The organism is Emticicia oligotrophica DSM 17448, from assembly GCF_000263195.1.
In the GTDB taxonomy this organism is placed as follows: domain Bacteria; phylum Bacteroidota; class Bacteroidia; order Cytophagales; family Spirosomataceae; genus Emticicia; species Emticicia oligotrophica.
Genome location: NC_018748.1, coordinates 4,112,940 through 4,130,005 on the forward strand (window position 1 = coordinate 4,112,940; position 17,066 = coordinate 4,130,005).

Genomic DNA, 17,066 nt, shown 5'->3' on the forward strand with positions numbered 1-17,066 from the left:
CAAGTATTTAACATTCCTTAACGACTTATTCGCTAACTTTTATTGTATTAAGGATTCTATCTAGTTCTTCTTTAGATGTAAAAGGAATTTTTATTTCTCCTTTATGCTTATCATCGGCTTTTACCAAAACCTTTGTTCCAAAATATCCTTGTAAGCGAAATTGAAGCGATGAAATCTCTTGTTTGATTGTAACTTGTCGAGTAGATTTTCCTTCATCAGGTACTGTCAGCGTTAATCTTCGTACTTCATCTTCCACTTTTCTAACTGACCAATTTTCTTGAACAATTTTATTGAAAAGTTTGATTTGTGTTTCGTGATTGTCAATATTAATCAATGCACGTGCATGACCCATTGAAATCTCATTGTCACGGACTGCCGCTTGAATAACATCAGGTAATTTAAGTAACCTTAGGTAATTGTTTACTGTCGTTCGGTTTTTACCAACTCTATCACCTAATTCTTCTTGTTTCAATTGAAACTCACTTAATAAACGGTGATAACTCAAGGCAATTTCAATGGCATTTAAGTTCTCTCTTTGAATGTTTTCAATGAGAGCCATTTCAAGCATCTGTTGGTCATTCGCAGTACGAATATAGGCAGGTATTTTTGTTAAACCAGCTAACTTTGATGCTTGTAAACGACGCTCTCCAGAGATGAGGGTATATTTTCCTGGACTTGCTTCTTTAACGGTAATTGGCTGAATAATACCAAGCACTTTGATAGATTCAGCTAATTCTTGTAAGGCTTCTTGGTCGAAGTGTGAACGAGGTTGGAATGGATTAGTTTCAACCGATTCAATCATGATTTCGTGCATCGAACTCATGGCTTCCATTCGGCGAGGGGCTGGTGTTTCAAGGTTTTTTTCAGCAGGACCCTTTTCCGAACCCGAATCGGACAGCAATGCTCCAAGACCCCTTCCGAGTCCGGTCATGCTTTTTTTTGTGTTTGCTACCTTAGGCTCCATAAATACTTTTATTGATGAAGAGCTTTAATTCTTCATTTGTGTTGTCGTTTCTGAATAGAAAGTTATCAGTTCTCCTGTCCGAGCTTTCCGTTTTTTACCAAAATTTCACGAGCAAGATTCAGATAACTTATCGCACCTTTGCTATCAGCATCTTGGGCAAGTGCTGGAACTCCATAGCTTGGCGACTCTGAAAGTCGAATATTTCGTGGAATTAAGGTTTGGAAAACCATATTTCTGAAGTGAGTTGTCACTTCGTGCACCACCTGATTCGAAAGACGCACTCTCAAATCATACATCGTCAATAAAATTCCTTCAATCGTCAAAGCAGGATTGAGCCTTTGTTGAATAATTTTTATGGTATTCAGCAATTTCCCAAGTCCTTCTAAGGCAAAGTATTCACATTGTACTGGAATGATAACCGAATCGGCCGCAGTTAAGCTGTTAATTACGATTAAACCAAGCGAAGGTGAACAATCGACGATAATAAAATCATACATGTCTTTTACATCCATGAGTGATTCCTTCATCTTTTCTTCACGTTTCGGAAGATTAATCATCTCAATTTCTGCACCCACTAAATCAATATGTGAAGGCAGTAAATCGAGATTAGGAAAGTCGGTTTGAATAATAATATCACGTGGACGAATATTATCAACCATACATTCATAAATGCTGTTTTCAACTTCTTTAGGGTTGAAACCCAAACCCGAAGTAGCGTTAGCCTGCGGGTCAGCATCAATTATAAGTGTACGAAACTCTAGTGCAGCTAAACTTGCCGCAAGGTTTATAGTGGTGGTGGTTTTACCTACTCCACCCTTTTGATTTGCAATTGCTATTATTTTTCCCATTTCTTGTGGTTAGAGAAAATTACTGCCTCAAATATCCAACTTTTAATGTTAATAAACAATTAAATGTTCCACGCTGTGGGAAAAATGTTCCACGATGTGGATAAGATTGTTGATAAATGAAGCTGTGTAGTTTGTATTTTTCTAACTTGTTTTTCTTTAAATTTTAAAATAAGTATTTGATTTTTAGGGAAGTAAATTTAAAGAAAATAATTTGAATTAGTTAAAATCCAAGATTGTGAATTTATTAAATTTGAAATAATATTTTTTCAACTTCATCCTGTTGTGCATGAATGTACATGGATTTTGCTTTTTTATTTGAGTAAGATTTCGCATTAAAGTATCAGGTTGAGGCATAAATTGGTAAAAGCTAAGTATCTTTGTGCATGCGATATTTATTAGAATGTTCATATAAGGGCACAGAATTTCATGGATGGCAAATTCAACCAAATGCAATTAGTGTGCAAGAATGTATAGAGAAGGGCTTGTCAACGATTCTAAAGAAGAAAATTGAAATTACTGGCAGTAGTAGAACTGATGCGGGTGTTCATGCAGCTCAGCAATTCGCCCATTTTGATTTGGAAGAGCCTATTCAAGATATTGGAAAATTAGTCAATGCTTTGAACGGGATTTTATCAAAAGGCATTGCTATCAAGGATATCAGAGCAGTTAAGGAAGATTTTCACTCAAGATTTGATGCTACGCATCGCAGATACTTGTATCGTATTTTACAAAAGAAAAATCCATTTTGGCATGAAATTTCTTATTTCTACAAGCCTAAATTAGACCTTGAAGCGATGAATAAGGCTGGTAAATTAATGGAAAAATACATTGATTTCCAGTGTTTTAGTAAGGTAAATACAGATGTTCAAACATTTAATTGTAAAATTGAATTTGCTTATTGGGAGCAAAATGAATATTTTTTGTTTTTTCATGTAAAAGCCGATAGATTTTTAAGAGGAATGGTAAGAGCAATTGTTGGAACCATGATTGATGTAGGCTTAGGAAAATTAAGTATTGAGGGTTTTGAAGCAATAATCGTTTCAAAAGATAGAAATAAAGCGGGTAGGGCAGTTCCACCCGAAGGTTTAACCTTGATGGAAGTTGGATATTGACATGGTAAAAATTGAAATTAATAAAATCAGTTCTGAACAAGATTTAGAAGATGTAAAACAACTTTTTCGTGAGTATGTGGCATTTCTACAAGTAAATCTTGATTTTCAAGGTTTTGAAGAAGAACTCGCCAAACTTCCTGCTAAATATGCGGAACCAGAAGGTTGTATGTTTTTGGCCAAAGTCAATGCTCAACCGGCGGGTTGTGTTGCGTTGTGGAAATTGGAAGATGGTATTTGTGAAATGAAGCGTTTGTATGTAAAACCTGAATTTCAAGGCTTAGGTTTGGGAAAAATGCTTAGTCAAAGACTAATGGAAGAAGCCCAAATGAAAGATTACCATACAATGAAGTTGGATACGCTAAAACGTTTAGTGTCGGCCAATAAATTATATCAAAATCTTGGTTTTTCTGAAACAAAACCTTACAATTTTAATCCTGAACCTGATATTGTATACTTTGAAAAAAAAATAGTTTAATGGCAATTATTGGTAAAAATATAGATAAAGCAATTGAGGTGCTCAATTCTGGTGAGGTTATTGGTTTGCCAACGGAAACGGTTTATGGACTCGCAGGTAATGCTTATAACACAGAAGCTGTAACAAAAATATTTTCAGTTAAAAATAGACCTAACTTTGACCCGCTTATAGTGCATACTTCAAGCATAGAAAGAATCAACGAGTTTGTGACTGAAATTCCAGAAATGGCCTTGAAGCTTGCTAATAAATTTATGCCGGGCCCATTAACTTTACTTTTGCCTAAAAAAGAAAACATTTCAGATTTAGTTACTTCTGGATTACCTACGGTGGCTGTTAGAATTCCTAATCATCCTTTAGCAATTGAACTTTTAGAAGGTATTAATTTCCCATTGGCAGCTCCGAGTGCCAATCCATTCGGATATATTTCACCAACAACCGCCCAACATGTTGATAACCAATTAGGTACTAAAATTCAGTATATTTTAGATGGTGGTGAGTGTAATGTTGGCATTGAATCTTCAATTGTTGGTTTTTTTGAAAATGAAGTCGTTGTTCTAAGAAAGGGTGGCTTGGCCATTGAAGAAATTGAAGCAATTGTGGGGCCAATTAAAATTAATGAACATTCTTCATCCAATCCTCAAGCACCTGGAATGCTGAAGAGTCATTATGCTCCTAGAACACCTTTATCGTTTTGGGGCGAAAAATCATTTTCGATAAAGGATTTTTCAAATACTGGTTTTTTAGCTTTCAGAGACTATAATCATGTTATACCTAAAGAAAACCAACTTGTTTTATCTGAAAAAGGTGATTTAAACGAAGCTGCAAAAAACTTATTCGCATACATGCGTTTATTAGATTCTAAAGGATTTAGTGAAATTTTCACTGAATTACTACCTGAAATAGGCTTAGGAAGAGCCATTAATGACCGAATCAAAAGGGCTACAACTCAAGAATAATTCAAGCGTTTTTAGGTATTCATTGAATTTGATTCGGAGAAACAAGTTGAATTCAAATTTTTTTTACCCTTTCCAAATAACATTCCTGTCTGCAAATACTAAAATTGAAAGGAATTATATATTTTTTGGAATTATTTTTTGTTAGATGGAAACTCAAGATAAACAGACTCTACTAATAGATTTGCATTATTTGCCCAATCTAGAATTCTTTACGTATCTACAATCCTTTCCCAATATTATACTTGAGGCAAATGAAAATTTCATTAAGCAAACTTACAGAAATCGTTGCTATATTCTTGGTGCAAATAAAGTTGAGATGCTCACCGTACCTGTAATAGATGGAAACAAAAAGATATTGATAAAGGATTTAAAAATTGATTATAGTCAAAGATGGAACATAATTCATTGGAGAACCATTAGTGCGGCTTATGGTAAATCTCCTTTTTTTGAGTTTTACGCCGATTATTTCCAAAATATTTTAGACAAAAAAAATACTTTTTTATGGGATTTGAATTTTCAAATGCTGACAACTTGTCTGAAATTGTTAAAGGTTAATAGGACAATTAGTCATACTGAGGTCTATCAAAAAGAAGTTGATTCAAATGTTTTTGATGCAAGAACTCTATTTAATCCCAAAAAACAAGTAATTGAAACTAGTTTTTATCTGCCAAAGCCATATCAACAAAATTTTGGCAATGAATTTGTGCCAAATCTCTCAATTATTGATTTATTATTTTGTCGTGGAACTCAAGCCCTAGAAATTTTAAAAAATTCTTCGCTAAATTGAACACACTTAATTAATAAACCGTTATATTGCAATATAGATATTGTGCGAATGGATACAAAATGTGTTGATAAATAATAGATTAAACTATCTACTTCATCGCCAAATTGGTACCATTCAATCAATTAAAATTTAATCATTCAAAATTATTTTAATGGAGCCAAAGTTTTCACAAAAAGTCAAAGAAATCATCACCTTAGCACGTGAAGAAGCTTTACGTCTAGGACATGATTATATCGGAACCGAACACTTGATTTTGGGGATGATTAGAGATGGTGAGGGGATTGCTCTAAATCTATTGAGAGATTCTGGCGTACAACTCGATGAGCTACGTACCACTATTGAGCAGGCTACGAAAGGAACTGCTACCAATAACATTAAAAACTTGGCGAATATTCCACTTACTCGTCAGTCTGAAAAAGTATTAAAAATTACGCATTTAGAAGCTAAAATCTTTAAATCGCAACTGATAGGTACAGAGCATTTGCTATTGGCAATTTTGCGTGATGGCGATAACCTCGGTGGCCAAATTTTACAGAAGTTCCACCTTAACTACGAACAAACAAAAGAAATGCTTGAGTATCAACTTACTGGTCAGAAGCCTGTGATGGAACGTCCGGAGACTGATGATGATGACGAAAGAATTTTCGGTGGAGGCACTGGTGGGTACTCTCAGCAAAAAGGAGAACAAAAGAATCCTGAGAAATCAAAAACACCTGTTTTAGATAACTTCGGACGCGACCTAACCAAGTTTGCAGAAGCTGGAAAATTAGACCCGATTGTAGGACGTGAGCAAGAAATTGAGCGTGTAGCTCAGATTCTTTCAAGACGTAAGAAAAATAACCCAATTTTAATTGGTGAGCCTGGTGTTGGTAAAACCGCCATTGCAGAAGGTTTAGCACTTAGAATTGTGCAGAAGAAAGTTTCAAGAATTTTGTTCGGGAAACGTGTTGTTACGCTCGATTTAGCTTCTTTAGTGGCCGGTACTAAATACCGTGGACAATTTGAAGAAAGAATGAAAGCGGTAATGAATGAATTGGAGAAATCTCCAGATGTAATTCTTTTCATCGATGAGATTCATACCATTGTAGGTGCTGGAGGTGCAAGTGGCTCATTGGATGCTTCGAATATGTTTAAGCCAGCTTTAGCTCGTGGCGATATCCAATGTATCGGTGCAACAACCCTTGATGAGTACCGTCAATACATTGAAAAAGATGGGGCTTTAGCTCGTCGTTTCCAAATGGTAATGGTTGATGCAACATCAGTTGATGAAACCATCGAAATCTTAAATAACATTAAAGATAAGTACGAAGACCATCACCATGTAAATTACACACCAGAAGCTCTAGAGGCAGCGGTAAAATTATCAGAGAGATACATTACTGACCGTTATTTACCAGATAAGGCGATTGATGTTTTGGATGAAGTGGGTGCTCGTGTACACATCAATAATATTTCTGTTCCACAAGATATTTTATTCTTGGAAGAGCAAGTTGAATTAATCAAAAAAGAGAAAAATCAGGTTGTGAAGAGCCAACGCTATGAAGAAGCCGCTCAATTACGCGACCGTGAAAAGAAACTTTTAGAGCAACTCGACAAAGCCAAACAAGCTTGGGAAGAAGAAGCTAAAACTAAGCGTTATACCGTAAGCGAAGATAACGTTGCTGATGTTGTAGCAATGATGACAGGTATTCCTGTAACACGCGTGAACATGAACGAAGGTGAGAAAATCTTGAAAATGGGTGATGCACTTCGTGGAAGAATTGTTGGCCAAGATGCTGCAGTTGAAAAATTGGTTAAGTCGATTCAGCGAACAAGAGTTGGTTTGAAAGACCCTAAAAAACCAATTGGTTCATTTATTTTCTTAGGTCCAACCGGTGTTGGTAAAACGGAGCTTGCTAAAACACTCGCTACTTATCTTTTTGATAAAGAGGATGCACTCGTAAGAATAGATATGAGTGAATATATGGAGAAATTTAGTATTTCTCGATTAGTTGGAGCACCTCCAGGATACGTTGGTTATGAAGAAGGTGGTCAATTGACTGAAAAAATTCGTAGAAAACCATATTCGGTAGTCTTGCTTGATGAGATTGAAAAAGCTCACCCTGATGTGTATAACATTCTCTTGCAAGTACTTGATGATGGTATTTTGACTGATAGTCTTGGTCGCAGAGTTGATTTCCGTAATACAATTATCATCATGACCTCAAATATTGGGGTACGTGATTTGAAAGATTTTGGGACAGGAATTGGATTTGCAACAAAATCAAGAGTTGAGAGCCAAGATGATATGGTGAAAAGCACAATTCAAAATGCTTTGAAGAAAACTTTCTCACCAGAATTCTTGAACCGCTTAGACGACGTAATCGTGTTTAATTCTTTGAGTCGTGAAGACATTCACAAAATCATTGATATTGCTTTAGGAAAATTGGTTGCACGTATTACTAACATTGGTTATAATATCGAGCTTACTGAAAAAGCAAAAGATTTCTTAGCAGAAAAGGGTTACGACCAACAATACGGTGCAAGACCATTGAATCGAGCGATTCAAAAATATGTGGAAGACCCACTTGCTGAAGAAATCTTGAAAGGTGATGTGCAAGAAGGTGATACTATTTTAGTTGATTATAGTGGAGAAGGCGAAGCCCTTTCTTTTGGTAGAACTAAAAAAGAAGAATCTATTGAAAAGAATTAATTCTTAGAATCTAATAATGAAAAAGCACGGCAAACTGTCGTGCTTTTTGTTATTTTTGTGCCATGATTTTTGATTACATTAAATATCTCTTCAAAGCAAAAGACGAGCATTCGCTACATTCCCCCTTTCTTTTTGATTTCTACACTAGAATTGTAAAAGATAAAACAAATTATGGAGTTTATAGTGAAATTGAAAATTTACGTAAACAAGCTCTGAAAGATAAAAGACTAATTAATATTACCGATTTTGGAGCTGGAGCAAAGTTAAATAGCAATAAACAAAGAATGGTAAAAAATATTGCTAAGCATTCTCTTAAAAGACCTCAATTAGCCAAATTCTTACACCGTATCATTAGCTATTATAATTATAAAAATATCCTTGATTTAGGAACTTCTCTGGGTATTACCACGGCTTATTTGGCCAAAGCAAATCAAGATTCTCAAGTAAATACATTTGAAGGATGTGCTGAAACCGCTAATGTTGCACAAGAAAACTTCGATGCTCTTTCAATCAATAATATTTCATTGAATGTTGGGAATATAGATACCCTTTTACCCGAAGTTCTACAAAAAATTGAGAAAATAGATTTTGCATTTTTTGATGCCAACCATCGATTTGAACCAACAATAAGTTATTTTGAACATTGTGTAGGCAAAATTCATGAGGATTCCTGCTTTGTTTTTGATGACATTTATTGGTCTAATGAAATGAAAATGGCTTGGGATACTATAAAAAAGCATCCCGAAGTAAGCATTAGTATAGATTTCTTTTGGATTGGTATTGTATTTTTCCGAAAAAAGCAGCCTAAACAGCATTTCATTTTAAAATTTTAAACTAATTTAGAATTATTCCAAACTAAATGTTTTACTTGATTGTTGTTTTAAAAGATAGCAGATTTTAAGGTCAGTTTGATAAAACATTAGTTTGACTAACAAAACAATATGTCAGTTTTAGATATAAATAAAATTCGTAGAGATTTTCCGATATTAGATGAGAAAGTAAACGGTAGAGATTTGGTATATTTCGATAATGCTGCTACAACACAAAAACCTGTAAAAGTATTAGAGGCCTTATCAAATTATTACGGTCATTACAATGCTAATATCCACCGTGGGATTCATTATTTAGCTGAAAAAGCTACCACCGCTTTTGAGGATTCTCGTACTACTATTCAAAAATTCATGAATGCGGCCCATAAAGAAGAGATTATCTTTACTTATGGAACTACTGATGGAATTAATTTGGTAGCACAAACTTATGGACGAAAGTTCTTAAAAGAAGGAGATGAGATTATCATTAGTACCCTAGAACACCATTCTAATATTGTTCCTTGGCAAATGCTTTGTGAAGAAAAAGGATGTATTTTGAAAGTGATTCCTATTGATGATAATGGTGATTTGATTTTAGAAGAATTTGATAATTTACTTACTGAAAAAACAAAATTTGTTTCTGTAGTGCATGTATCAAATGCTTTAGGTACTATCAATCCTATAAAATATATCATTGATAAGGCACATGCAATTGGTGCAAAAGTATTAATTGATGGTGCTCAGGCTTCTTCACATATAACTATTGATGTGCAAGAACTTGATACCGATTTTTATGTTTTTTCAGCACACAAATTATTTGGTCCAACTGGAATGGGTGTATTATATGGTAAATCAGATATTCTAAATGCCATGCCACCGTACAGAGGAGGAGGGGAAATGATTAAAGAAGTTTCTTTCGAAAAAACAACTTATAATGAATTACCCTATAAATTTGAAGCGGGTACACCAAATATTGCCGATGTGGTTGCAGTTAAATATGCCATTGATTATATTAATGAATTAGGAAAGGAAAACATTGCGGCTTATGAAGATGTATTGTTGAAATATGCAACTGAAAAGTTAACTGAAATTGAAGGTTTAAGAATTGTTGGACAAGCCAAGCAAAAGGTTTCAGTAGTTTCGTTTGTAATTGATAGCGTTCATCCACAAGATATTGGTGTGATTCTCGACCAACAAGGAATTGCTGTTCGAACAGGACATCATTGTACACAACCATTGATGAAACGCTTAGGTATTCCCGGAACTTCAAGAGCTTCATTTGCTGTTTATAACACAACCGAAGAAATAGATAAGTTGATTATGGGTATCCATAAAGTAAAAAAGATGGTTCTTTAAAATTAAAGTTTAGATGATAAACTTTGCAGTTTAATTAATTGAAAAGTTTCAGCATTGGGTAAATATGACCATTAACGAAATACAAGATGAAATCATTGAAGAGTTTGAGCTTTTCGATGATTGGGAAGGAAAGTACGAATATATTATTGATTTAGGGAAAAAGTTGCCGAAGTTGGCAGACGAATACAAAACTGAAGATAATATTATTAAGGGTTGTCAATCTGTTGTTTGGCTTCATGCTTACAAGAAAGATGATAATCTTTTTTTCGAGGCTGATAGTGAGGCTATTATCGTGAAAGGCTTGGTGAGCATGTTAGTAAAAGTAATGACTAATCATACGCCAGAAGAAATAGCGAATGCAGATTTATATTTTATTGATAAAGTAGGTCTTTCGAGTCATTTGGCACAAACTCGTTCGAATGGTTTGGCGTCAATGGTAAAACAAATGAAGGCTTATGCAATTGCCTATCAAGCAAGAAATTAAGGATTGGTTCTAATTAAAAATAAAAATGAACGAGCAAGAATTAAAAGAAAAAGTAATTGAAGCAATTAAGCAGGTTTATGACCCTGAGATTCCAGTGGATGTTTATGAGCTAGGTTTGATTTATGATATAAAAATTTTTCCTGTAAATAATGTTTATATCTTAATGACCCTTACCTCACCTTCATGCCCTTCAGCCGAGTCAATTCCTGTAGAAATTGAACAAAAAATTCGAGAAATTGAAACGGTGAGCGATGTAAGTGTCGAACTTACTTTTGACCCGCCTTACTCGACAGAGATGATGTCGGAAGTGGCAAAGCTTGAACTTGGATTTATGTAATTTCGAAAACCTGTAGGTTATCATATAAAAGTGTTGATTTTTCCCCTACAACACTTTAAACCAAATAAAAAAGCTCCCCTTTAGGGGCAGGGGGCACTTAATACTATGTATCCTCCTCATTTAGTAGCACCTATGAAAGCAGATTTAGTAAATGCTGGCTTTCAAGAATTACTTTCTTCGTCTGATGTAGATAATTTCATGGCCAATCAAAAAGGTACTTCTTTGGTTGTCATTAACTCGGTTTGTGGCTGTGCTGCCGGTACTTGTCGCCCAGGTGTGAAATTAGCTTTACAAAGAACAGAAGCTAAACCAGATTCATTGGTTACTGTATTTGCTGGTGTTGATACCGATGCAACTCAACAAATGCGTTCATACATTCCGTTTCCTCCATCATCACCTGCAATTGCCATTTTTAAAGATGGAGAAATTGCACATTTTATCGAAAGACACCACATTGAAGGTCGTTCGGCTGAGATGATTGCAATGCACCTTTCGGCAGCTCTTGAAGAAATTGTTGGAGAGGAAGCTTAAAAAAGTTATGAGTTCTGAGTATTACACCGATATGCTATGGTGAACCACTCAGAACTCATTATTCAATACAAATTAGAAGTTTGGTTTCAATAAATATTTGCCGTAGAATTCGTCAATTACTTTCACTGCGTCTTCAGCAGTATCTACCAATTTAATTAGTTTTAAATCTTCTGGATTTATATTTTTTTCTTGCTCACACATAGTTTGTGTCAACCAATCTAGTAAGCCTTTCCAGTATTCACTCCCAACCATTACAATAGGGAAACGGGCAATTTTCTTAGTCTGAATTAATGTTAAGGCCTCAAAAAGTTCGTCGAGTGTGCCAAAACCACCGGGCATTACTATAAAACCTTGAGAGTATTTCATGAAACAAACTTTTCTTGCAAAGAAATAATCAAAGTTGATGCTTTTATCTTGGTCAACGTAGCGATTAGGCACTTGCTCGAATGGTAATTTGATGTTTAATCCAACCGATTTTCCTCCATTTTCAGCGGCACCTTTATTTCCTGCTTCCATAACCCCAGGGCCTCCACCAGTAATCACACCATAACCTCTAGATACTAATTTAGCTGCAATTTCTTCTGAAAGCTTATAATATTTGTGGTCGGGTTTTGTTCTAGCCGAACCGTAAATAGTTACACAAGGACCAATTTTTGCTAATCGGTCGAAACCATCAACAAATTCTGCTACTGTTTTTAATATTTGCCATGAATCTTGACTCTGAATTTCATTCCAGCCTTTTTCTACAAATGCCTCACGAATCAATTCTTCTTCATTTAAAATAATTTCTTTTTCTGCCATAATTTTATTTTTTATTATAGACAATCTTTTGTCTGTCGATAAACTTTTATTTGGTTGAATTAGTACAATTCTTCTGTTAAGTTCAAGAGAATTGGATAATGAAAACGTATATTTGCAAAAAAAAGTTTATAATACCTAAAAAATGAATTTTCTTGCTTAAAGAAGATTCAGATTTCCAAAATAATAATACTATGAAAGTAGCAATTGCAGGCGACCACGCAGGATTTGAATACAAGAAAATTATTCTTCGTTATCTTCAAGAACAAAACTATCAAACTGCAGATTTCGGGCCTTACACTGATGAATCAATGGATTATCCTGATACTGCACATCAATTATCAAGTGCGGTAGAAAGTGGTGAGTATGAATTTGGGATTTTGATTTGTGGTAGTGGCAATGGTGTTTGCATGACCGCTAACCATCATAAAGGTATTAGAGCAGGCTTGGCATGGAATGTTGAAGTAGCAGCATTAATCAGACAACATAATAACGCAAATGTAATCTGTTTGCCAGCTCGTTTTATTGATGAAAATTTGGCATTAGATTGTGTAAAAACCTTCTTGAGTACTGAATTTGAAGGTGGGCGTCATGCCAGAAGAGCCGATAAAATATCTTGCTAAGTGATAATGAAAGAGGCATGAATAATCTTTTTCATGCCTCTTGATGTTTAATATTTCCTCTGATAAATACCCTTTATTTTTGTTCCTTGATAATCATCTGCCAATGCAGGAATTCTCTTGAATATTTTGGGAATGACATTCTCTTTATCAATAATTATGGTTGGAGGGTCTTTCTTGAAATTATCAAAGATATTAATGATACTCTCATAATTATCTGGATTTTCTAAATCAATTTTCGATAACTCCCAGTTTAGGTAGCATGTTGCTGCTTTACCGTAGGTATATTCATCAATACGTTCGCCGATTACCAACATTTTTTGTCCTTGCATAAGCTGTGGTAGTTCTTTGGGTTTAACACGCATGTCGGTTAGCTGTTCAAAACCTTTCCCGATAATCGGTGTTACGCCTTGATATTGAATCATTAAGGTAACTATTAGAAATACAGTAAAAAGTAATTCTGGAAGAAATGCTCCTCGGAGGTGAAAAAACCAACCCGTGATGAAATATGCAAAAAAAGGAACAAAGATAATAAACTGCATCGGAGCAACACTTGGCGAGAGAAACAAAGCAATTAGAGAAGCAATGCCCCATATCAACATGATTTGTTGGGTACGTTGCTGATAACTGTTATATCTACTTACTTGAGTTTGACGCAAGAAACCCAGAACTGCTAGTACAGAAGGAATAGAAATAGCTATAAAGGCACTTTTGAAATCTTCTAAACTATATTGTTTGATTTTGAAGATTCCATTGAACCAATTATACTTAAATTCATCAAGGCTATCGTAAAAATAGAAATAGAGTGCCGATAAAAATATGGGGAAGACGAATCCAAGAATGGCAAGGAAATGTTGGCGTAAATTGGCATTGGTAAAAAATACCAAGCTAGAAATACTCCAAAATATAAATACCATTGTTGGTTGGTGAAATAGAGAAGCAATGCCAATGTAAAGACCAACTTCAAACACTTCGTCAGATACACCCTCACGGCGTTCCATCTGTTTAACCAATTTATTGAATGCAAAAAGTAAAAAAGTTGTTGATAATAATACAGGTGAAAGTTTACTAATATCAAACGAGATATTCATCAACAAAACATAGATTAACCCTGGTGCATAATTCTTTTCAAGATACGTTTGTCGAGTATTACAAACAAAAGTAAAATAGATGGCTTGAAAATAGGTGATAAGTAATGCAATGAATTCATAGACAAATTGAGACCTTCCAAATGAAACATCAATAGTCCAATATATGAATGATGCGAGTGGGCCAATGTTGGTCCATACTTCACGATATAGAAAACGTCCATCATGGATTTTTTCACCGACCAACATCCATTCTAATTCAGGTAAAAGTAAAGGTAGTTTTTGCCCAAGAAATGGAAGTTTGATTATCACAACTAGAATTAGAAGTGAAAAAATGTGAAACAGAGAATTTAACCTAAAAAATGTTAGCAAGGCTTTAAGGATATTAGTTATACTGCAAAGTTATGAAAAAAGAAGTTGATGTATAAAACTTTACTTTATTTAACCCCAAAAAATGCGGATATTTGCATAAAATTGATTGTTGAAGGTATTTAAGAACGTAATTAAAGTAAATGGTTTTATATATTCGTTCAAATATTCTGAATTCAATCATTTAAAATAAAAAAATGATGGAATCAAAAAGACAAAAACAAGTAGCAAAACAGATACAGAAGGATTTAGGTGAAATTTTTCAGCGTGAAATGAAAAGCCAATTAGAAGGTGCTTTCGTAACAATTACAGATGTAAAAGTTACGCCTGATTTGGCGATTGCAAGAGTTTATTTAAGTTTTTTATTGACAAAAGACAAAGAAGGTATTCTACAAATAATCAGAGAAAATACAAAGTCAATTCGCACGCAACTAGGAGAAAGAGTGCGTCATCAATTAAGAATTGTGCCAAATCTTCAGTTTTTTATTGATGATACCGCCGAATATGCTCAAAAAATTGATGCACTTTTTGCAACTATTGTCATTCCTCCAGCTGAAGAGGAAACCGAGTCTTAATTAATTCATTAAAAATTAATGTTTGAATACTTTAATTTTAAAAGCAAGCTTTGAACCTATCATTTCTTATTGCCAAACGATATTTTTTTTCTAAAAAGAAAAAAAGCTTTATCAATTTTATTTCCATTATTTCGATGCTGGGTATTGGTATCGGTACGATGGCTTTGGTAATTGTATTATCGGTTTTTAATGGTTTAGAAGACTTAAATCGAAGAATTTTCAAATCATTTGACCCTGATTTGAGGATTTTACCAATGGTAGGAAAGAGTTTTATTTTGGATGAAAAACAATTAAACTTAATAAAATCTCTCAATGGAATTGATTATGTAACGGAAGTAATCCAAGACAATGCTTTAGTGAAATATGAAAATTCTCAAATGGTAGTTACACTAAAAGGGGTTGATGATGGTTTTCAAAAACATAGCCCTTTAAGGAAATCACTTGTTGAAGGAAATTTTATCCTCCAAAAAGATAGTGTTGATTATGCATTTATTGGAGGTAATGTTTATGGTGCTTTGAATATCTCATTACAAAATATCATTGAACCACTCGAAATTTGGTATCCTCGTAATCGGAAATCGGTTTCTTTGAATCCAGATGATAATATCAATCGATATACTATTAATATATCAGGAGTTTATTCTTTGGAGCAATTTCATGATGATTATGTCTATGTGCCACTATCAGTTGCACAACAATTAACCGAATACGGAAATAAAAGAAGTAGCCTCGAAATTCAAGTTAAACAAGGTTTTGAGATTCCAGAAATTCAAAAGAAAATTAAAAAAATCTTAGGGGAAAACTTTCTTGTACAAAACCAAGACGAACAAAATGCCTCCTTATTTAGGGCCATTAAAATCGAAAAACTTTTTATTTTTATAGCTTTATTGTTTATCATTGGGATTGCCTCTTTTAATATTTTCTTTTCTTTAACCATGTTGGTTATTGATAAGCAACAAGATATTAAAACGCTTTTTGCCATGGGGGCTGATGAAAGTATGGTCAAAAGGATTTTCTTTTCGGAAGGAGCAATTGTATCTTTTATTGGTGCAATCGTTGGCCTAATTTTAGGCGGTTTGATTTGTTTCTTACAAGAAAATTTTGGTATCATCAAAATGGGAATGGAGAGTTCGATTGTAGATGCTTATCCTGTAAAAATGCAACTTTCAGATTTTATTTTAACATCAATATCTATCATTATTATTACATTAATAGCCTCTTATTTACCCGCTCAAAGGGCAGCCAAAAACTAATATTTTTAAAAAATGTTGTGATTAAAATTAATTGAATTAACCCAATGAATAAAATATTAGGAGTAATAGTACTGTTTTTTTCGTTAAATCAAGTTTTTGCTACAGATTTTGTAACTATTGACACAACTAAGCGATGGATACTTTCCAACAATAGAATTGATTACGATGAAATTCATCTAATCCCTTTCCAAAAGAGTAAATTAACACTCAATACATTAGTGCTACAATTCGCAGAGAATGGTAAAATTAGATACGATTATGAAACCAATTCAAAATTTGGAAGTAATACTGAAATCAAATATTTAGATATAAATACCTCTTTTTCTGCATGGGAAATAGATACTGTTAATCAATTACTATTACTTACCATACAAGCGGGCTATGAAACGTTCGATGATTTTCGATTTAAACGCTCTTATAAAATTGAACAAGGAACTAATGGACTAGTTTTAAAGCAAGTGAGTGAAGAGTTTTTTGCAGATTTAAGAAAGGAATCACAAGCGAGCGTAGGAACACTCAGAAAGCCTCTTGCTACACCATTAGTACAGGTTGATTATTTTGAGAAAATCCAAACCTTATTTGATAAGTCAAAAAAATGGATTTTAGTAAGAAATAGAATTGAGCGAGGGGATATTCAACTTACAACTTATGATGAGTCGAAATTAACGATTAACAATTTGGTTATGTCTTGGCTCGAAAATGGGAAAATTGAATATGAATATGAGAGTGACCCTAAAATTAGATTTTGTGCGGGTGTAGATTTTTTAGATATTGATACCGATGAAACTACTTGGGAATTCGATAATAAAAAAAATATTCTTACACTTACCTTAAAAGGAGGGTATGCAAGTTTGGATGATTTTAAGTTTAAGCGTGAATACTTTGTTGAGATTATTGATGATGGCTTTGAATTAAGAAAAATAAAAGAGCACTATTTCAATGATTATCGTAATAGAGGAAGAGAACATAAAGGAATTCGAAAAAGAAAAGAAAGAGTAAAGAATTAAATTGT

Annotated in this window: 18 protein-coding genes; 14 read left to right on the forward strand and 4 right to left on the reverse strand. The window is 33.9% G+C overall.

Annotation, left to right across the window (positions count from 1 at the left end; all coding sequences use genetic code 11):
- Positions 1-25: 25 nt before the first annotated feature.
- Both EMTOL_RS17085 and EMTOL_RS17090 read right to left on the reverse strand, forming a co-directional pair.
- Positions 26-964: a ParB/RepB/Spo0J family partition protein gene (locus EMTOL_RS17085; protein WP_015030567.1), complete on the reverse strand. Its 939-nt coding sequence runs from the start codon at positions 962-964 to the stop codon at positions 26-28.
- A 65-nt stretch (positions 965-1,029) separates the two neighbouring features.
- Positions 1,030-1,812: a ParA family protein gene (locus tag EMTOL_RS17090; protein WP_015030568.1), complete on the reverse strand. Its 783-nt coding sequence runs from the start codon at positions 1,810-1,812 to the stop codon at positions 1,030-1,032.
- Positions 1,813-2,195: 383 nt separating this feature from the next.
- On the opposite strand from EMTOL_RS17090, the gene truA reads away from it, so the two are divergent.
- From truA to EMTOL_RS17140, 10 genes are all read left to right on the forward strand, one after another.
- A complete protein-coding gene (truA, locus tag EMTOL_RS17095) occupies positions 2,196-2,924 on the forward strand; it encodes a tRNA pseudouridine(38-40) synthase TruA (RefSeq protein WP_015030569.1) in 729 nt (242 codons plus the stop codon).
- A gap of 1 nt (position 2,925) precedes the next feature.
- Positions 2,926-3,399, forward strand: a complete 474-nt coding sequence (locus tag EMTOL_RS17100) for a GNAT family N-acetyltransferase (protein WP_015030570.1) — start codon at positions 2,926-2,928, stop codon at positions 3,397-3,399.
- Entirely contained in the window at positions 3,399-4,355 is a 957-nt protein-coding gene (locus tag EMTOL_RS17105) for an L-threonylcarbamoyladenylate synthase (protein ID WP_015030571.1), read from the forward strand. Before EMTOL_RS17100 ends, EMTOL_RS17105 begins: the two co-directional genes overlap by 1 nt.
- A gap of 145 nt (positions 4,356-4,500) precedes the next feature.
- Positions 4,501-5,142, forward strand: coding sequence for a WbqC family protein (locus tag EMTOL_RS17110; RefSeq protein WP_015030572.1), 642 nt, complete (start codon positions 4,501-4,503; stop codon positions 5,140-5,142).
- Positions 5,143-5,293: 151 nt separating this feature from the next.
- A complete protein-coding gene (locus tag EMTOL_RS17115; protein ID WP_015030573.1) occupies positions 5,294-7,834 on the forward strand; it encodes an ATP-dependent Clp protease ATP-binding subunit in 2,541 nt (846 codons plus the stop codon).
- 62 nt (positions 7,835-7,896) lie between these two features.
- Complete coding sequence (locus tag EMTOL_RS17120) at positions 7,897-8,667, forward strand: O-methyltransferase (RefSeq protein WP_015030574.1); 771 nt, start codon at positions 7,897-7,899, stop codon at positions 8,665-8,667.
- Between the two features lie 108 nt (positions 8,668-8,775).
- Positions 8,776-9,999, forward strand: coding sequence for a cysteine desulfurase (locus EMTOL_RS17125; RefSeq protein ID WP_015030575.1), 1,224 nt, complete (start codon positions 8,776-8,778; stop codon positions 9,997-9,999).
- A 64-nt stretch (positions 10,000-10,063) separates the two neighbouring features.
- Positions 10,064-10,483, forward strand: coding sequence for a SufE family protein (locus EMTOL_RS17130; protein ID WP_015030576.1), 420 nt, complete (start codon positions 10,064-10,066; stop codon positions 10,481-10,483).
- Between the two features lie 25 nt (positions 10,484-10,508).
- On the forward strand, positions 10,509-10,820 hold the full coding sequence (locus EMTOL_RS17135; protein ID WP_015030577.1) for a DUF59 domain-containing protein: 312 nt from the start codon (positions 10,509-10,511) through the stop codon (positions 10,818-10,820).
- A gap of 105 nt (positions 10,821-10,925) precedes the next feature.
- Positions 10,926-11,351, forward strand: a complete 426-nt coding sequence (locus EMTOL_RS17140) for a BrxA/BrxB family bacilliredoxin (RefSeq protein ID WP_015030578.1) — start codon at positions 10,926-10,928, stop codon at positions 11,349-11,351.
- 72 nt (positions 11,352-11,423) lie between these two features.
- On the opposite strand, the gene EMTOL_RS17145 is transcribed toward EMTOL_RS17140, so the two are convergent.
- Positions 11,424-12,152, reverse strand: coding sequence for an LOG family protein (locus tag EMTOL_RS17145; RefSeq protein WP_015030579.1), 729 nt, complete (start codon positions 12,150-12,152; stop codon positions 11,424-11,426).
- Positions 12,153-12,343: 191 nt separating this feature from the next.
- On the opposite strand from EMTOL_RS17145, the gene rpiB reads away from it, so the two are divergent.
- Positions 12,344-12,772, forward strand: coding sequence for a ribose 5-phosphate isomerase B (gene rpiB, locus EMTOL_RS17150; protein ID WP_015030580.1), 429 nt, complete (start codon positions 12,344-12,346; stop codon positions 12,770-12,772).
- 47 nt (positions 12,773-12,819) lie between these two features.
- Here the strand turns inward: rpiB and EMTOL_RS17155 are convergent, their stop codons facing one another.
- A complete protein-coding gene (locus EMTOL_RS17155) occupies positions 12,820-14,169 on the reverse strand; it encodes a hypothetical protein (protein ID WP_015030581.1) in 1,350 nt (449 codons plus the stop codon).
- A gap of 257 nt (positions 14,170-14,426) precedes the next feature.
- Between EMTOL_RS17155 and rbfA the strand changes: the two genes are divergently transcribed.
- The 3 genes from rbfA to EMTOL_RS17170 all read left to right on the forward strand — a co-directional run bounded on the left by rbfA (position 14,427) and on the right by EMTOL_RS17170 (position 17,061).
- A complete protein-coding gene (rbfA, locus tag EMTOL_RS17160; RefSeq protein ID WP_015030582.1) occupies positions 14,427-14,801 on the forward strand; it encodes a 30S ribosome-binding factor RbfA in 375 nt (124 codons plus the stop codon).
- A gap of 134 nt (positions 14,802-14,935) precedes the next feature.
- Positions 14,936-16,054, forward strand: coding sequence for an FtsX-like permease family protein (locus EMTOL_RS17165; protein WP_305953262.1), 1,119 nt, complete (start codon positions 14,936-14,938; stop codon positions 16,052-16,054).
- A gap of 44 nt (positions 16,055-16,098) precedes the next feature.
- Positions 16,099-17,061: a hypothetical protein gene (locus EMTOL_RS17170; protein ID WP_015030584.1), complete on the forward strand. Its 963-nt coding sequence runs from the start codon at positions 16,099-16,101 to the stop codon at positions 17,059-17,061.
- Positions 17,062-17,066 lie beyond the last annotated feature (5 nt).

Coding starts and splice junctions, on each gene's coding strand:
- EMTOL_RS17085 (WP_015030567.1), bottom strand. CDS start 964: ATGGAGCCTAAGGTAGCAAACACAAAAAAAAGCATGACCGGACTCGGA.
- EMTOL_RS17090 (WP_015030568.1), bottom strand. CDS start 1,812: ATGGGAAAAATAATAGCAATTGCAAATCAAAAGGGTGGAGTAGGTAAA.
- truA (WP_015030569.1), top strand. CDS start 2,196: ATGCGATATTTATTAGAATGTTCATATAAGGGCACAGAATTTCATGGA.
- EMTOL_RS17100 (WP_015030570.1), top strand. CDS start 2,926: ATGGTAAAAATTGAAATTAATAAAATCAGTTCTGAACAAGATTTAGAA.
- EMTOL_RS17105 (WP_015030571.1), top strand. CDS start 3,399: ATGGCAATTATTGGTAAAAATATAGATAAAGCAATTGAGGTGCTCAAT.
- EMTOL_RS17110 (WP_015030572.1), top strand. CDS start 4,501: ATGGAAACTCAAGATAAACAGACTCTACTAATAGATTTGCATTATTTG.
- EMTOL_RS17115 (WP_015030573.1), top strand. CDS start 5,294: ATGGAGCCAAAGTTTTCACAAAAAGTCAAAGAAATCATCACCTTAGCA.
- EMTOL_RS17120 (WP_015030574.1), top strand. CDS start 7,897: ATGATTTTTGATTACATTAAATATCTCTTCAAAGCAAAAGACGAGCAT.
- EMTOL_RS17125 (WP_015030575.1), top strand. CDS start 8,776: ATGTCAGTTTTAGATATAAATAAAATTCGTAGAGATTTTCCGATATTA.
- EMTOL_RS17130 (WP_015030576.1), top strand. CDS start 10,064: ATGACCATTAACGAAATACAAGATGAAATCATTGAAGAGTTTGAGCTT.
- EMTOL_RS17135 (WP_015030577.1), top strand. CDS start 10,509: ATGAACGAGCAAGAATTAAAAGAAAAAGTAATTGAAGCAATTAAGCAG.
- EMTOL_RS17140 (WP_015030578.1), top strand. CDS start 10,926: ATGTATCCTCCTCATTTAGTAGCACCTATGAAAGCAGATTTAGTAAAT.
- EMTOL_RS17145 (WP_015030579.1), bottom strand. CDS start 12,152: ATGGCAGAAAAAGAAATTATTTTAAATGAAGAAGAATTGATTCGTGAG.
- rpiB (WP_015030580.1), top strand. CDS start 12,344: ATGAAAGTAGCAATTGCAGGCGACCACGCAGGATTTGAATACAAGAAA.
- rbfA (WP_015030582.1), top strand. CDS start 14,427: ATGGAATCAAAAAGACAAAAACAAGTAGCAAAACAGATACAGAAGGAT.
- EMTOL_RS17165 (WP_305953262.1), top strand. CDS start 14,936: ATGCTGGGTATTGGTATCGGTACGATGGCTTTGGTAATTGTATTATCG.
- EMTOL_RS17170 (WP_015030584.1), top strand. CDS start 16,099: ATGAATAAAATATTAGGAGTAATAGTACTGTTTTTTTCGTTAAATCAA.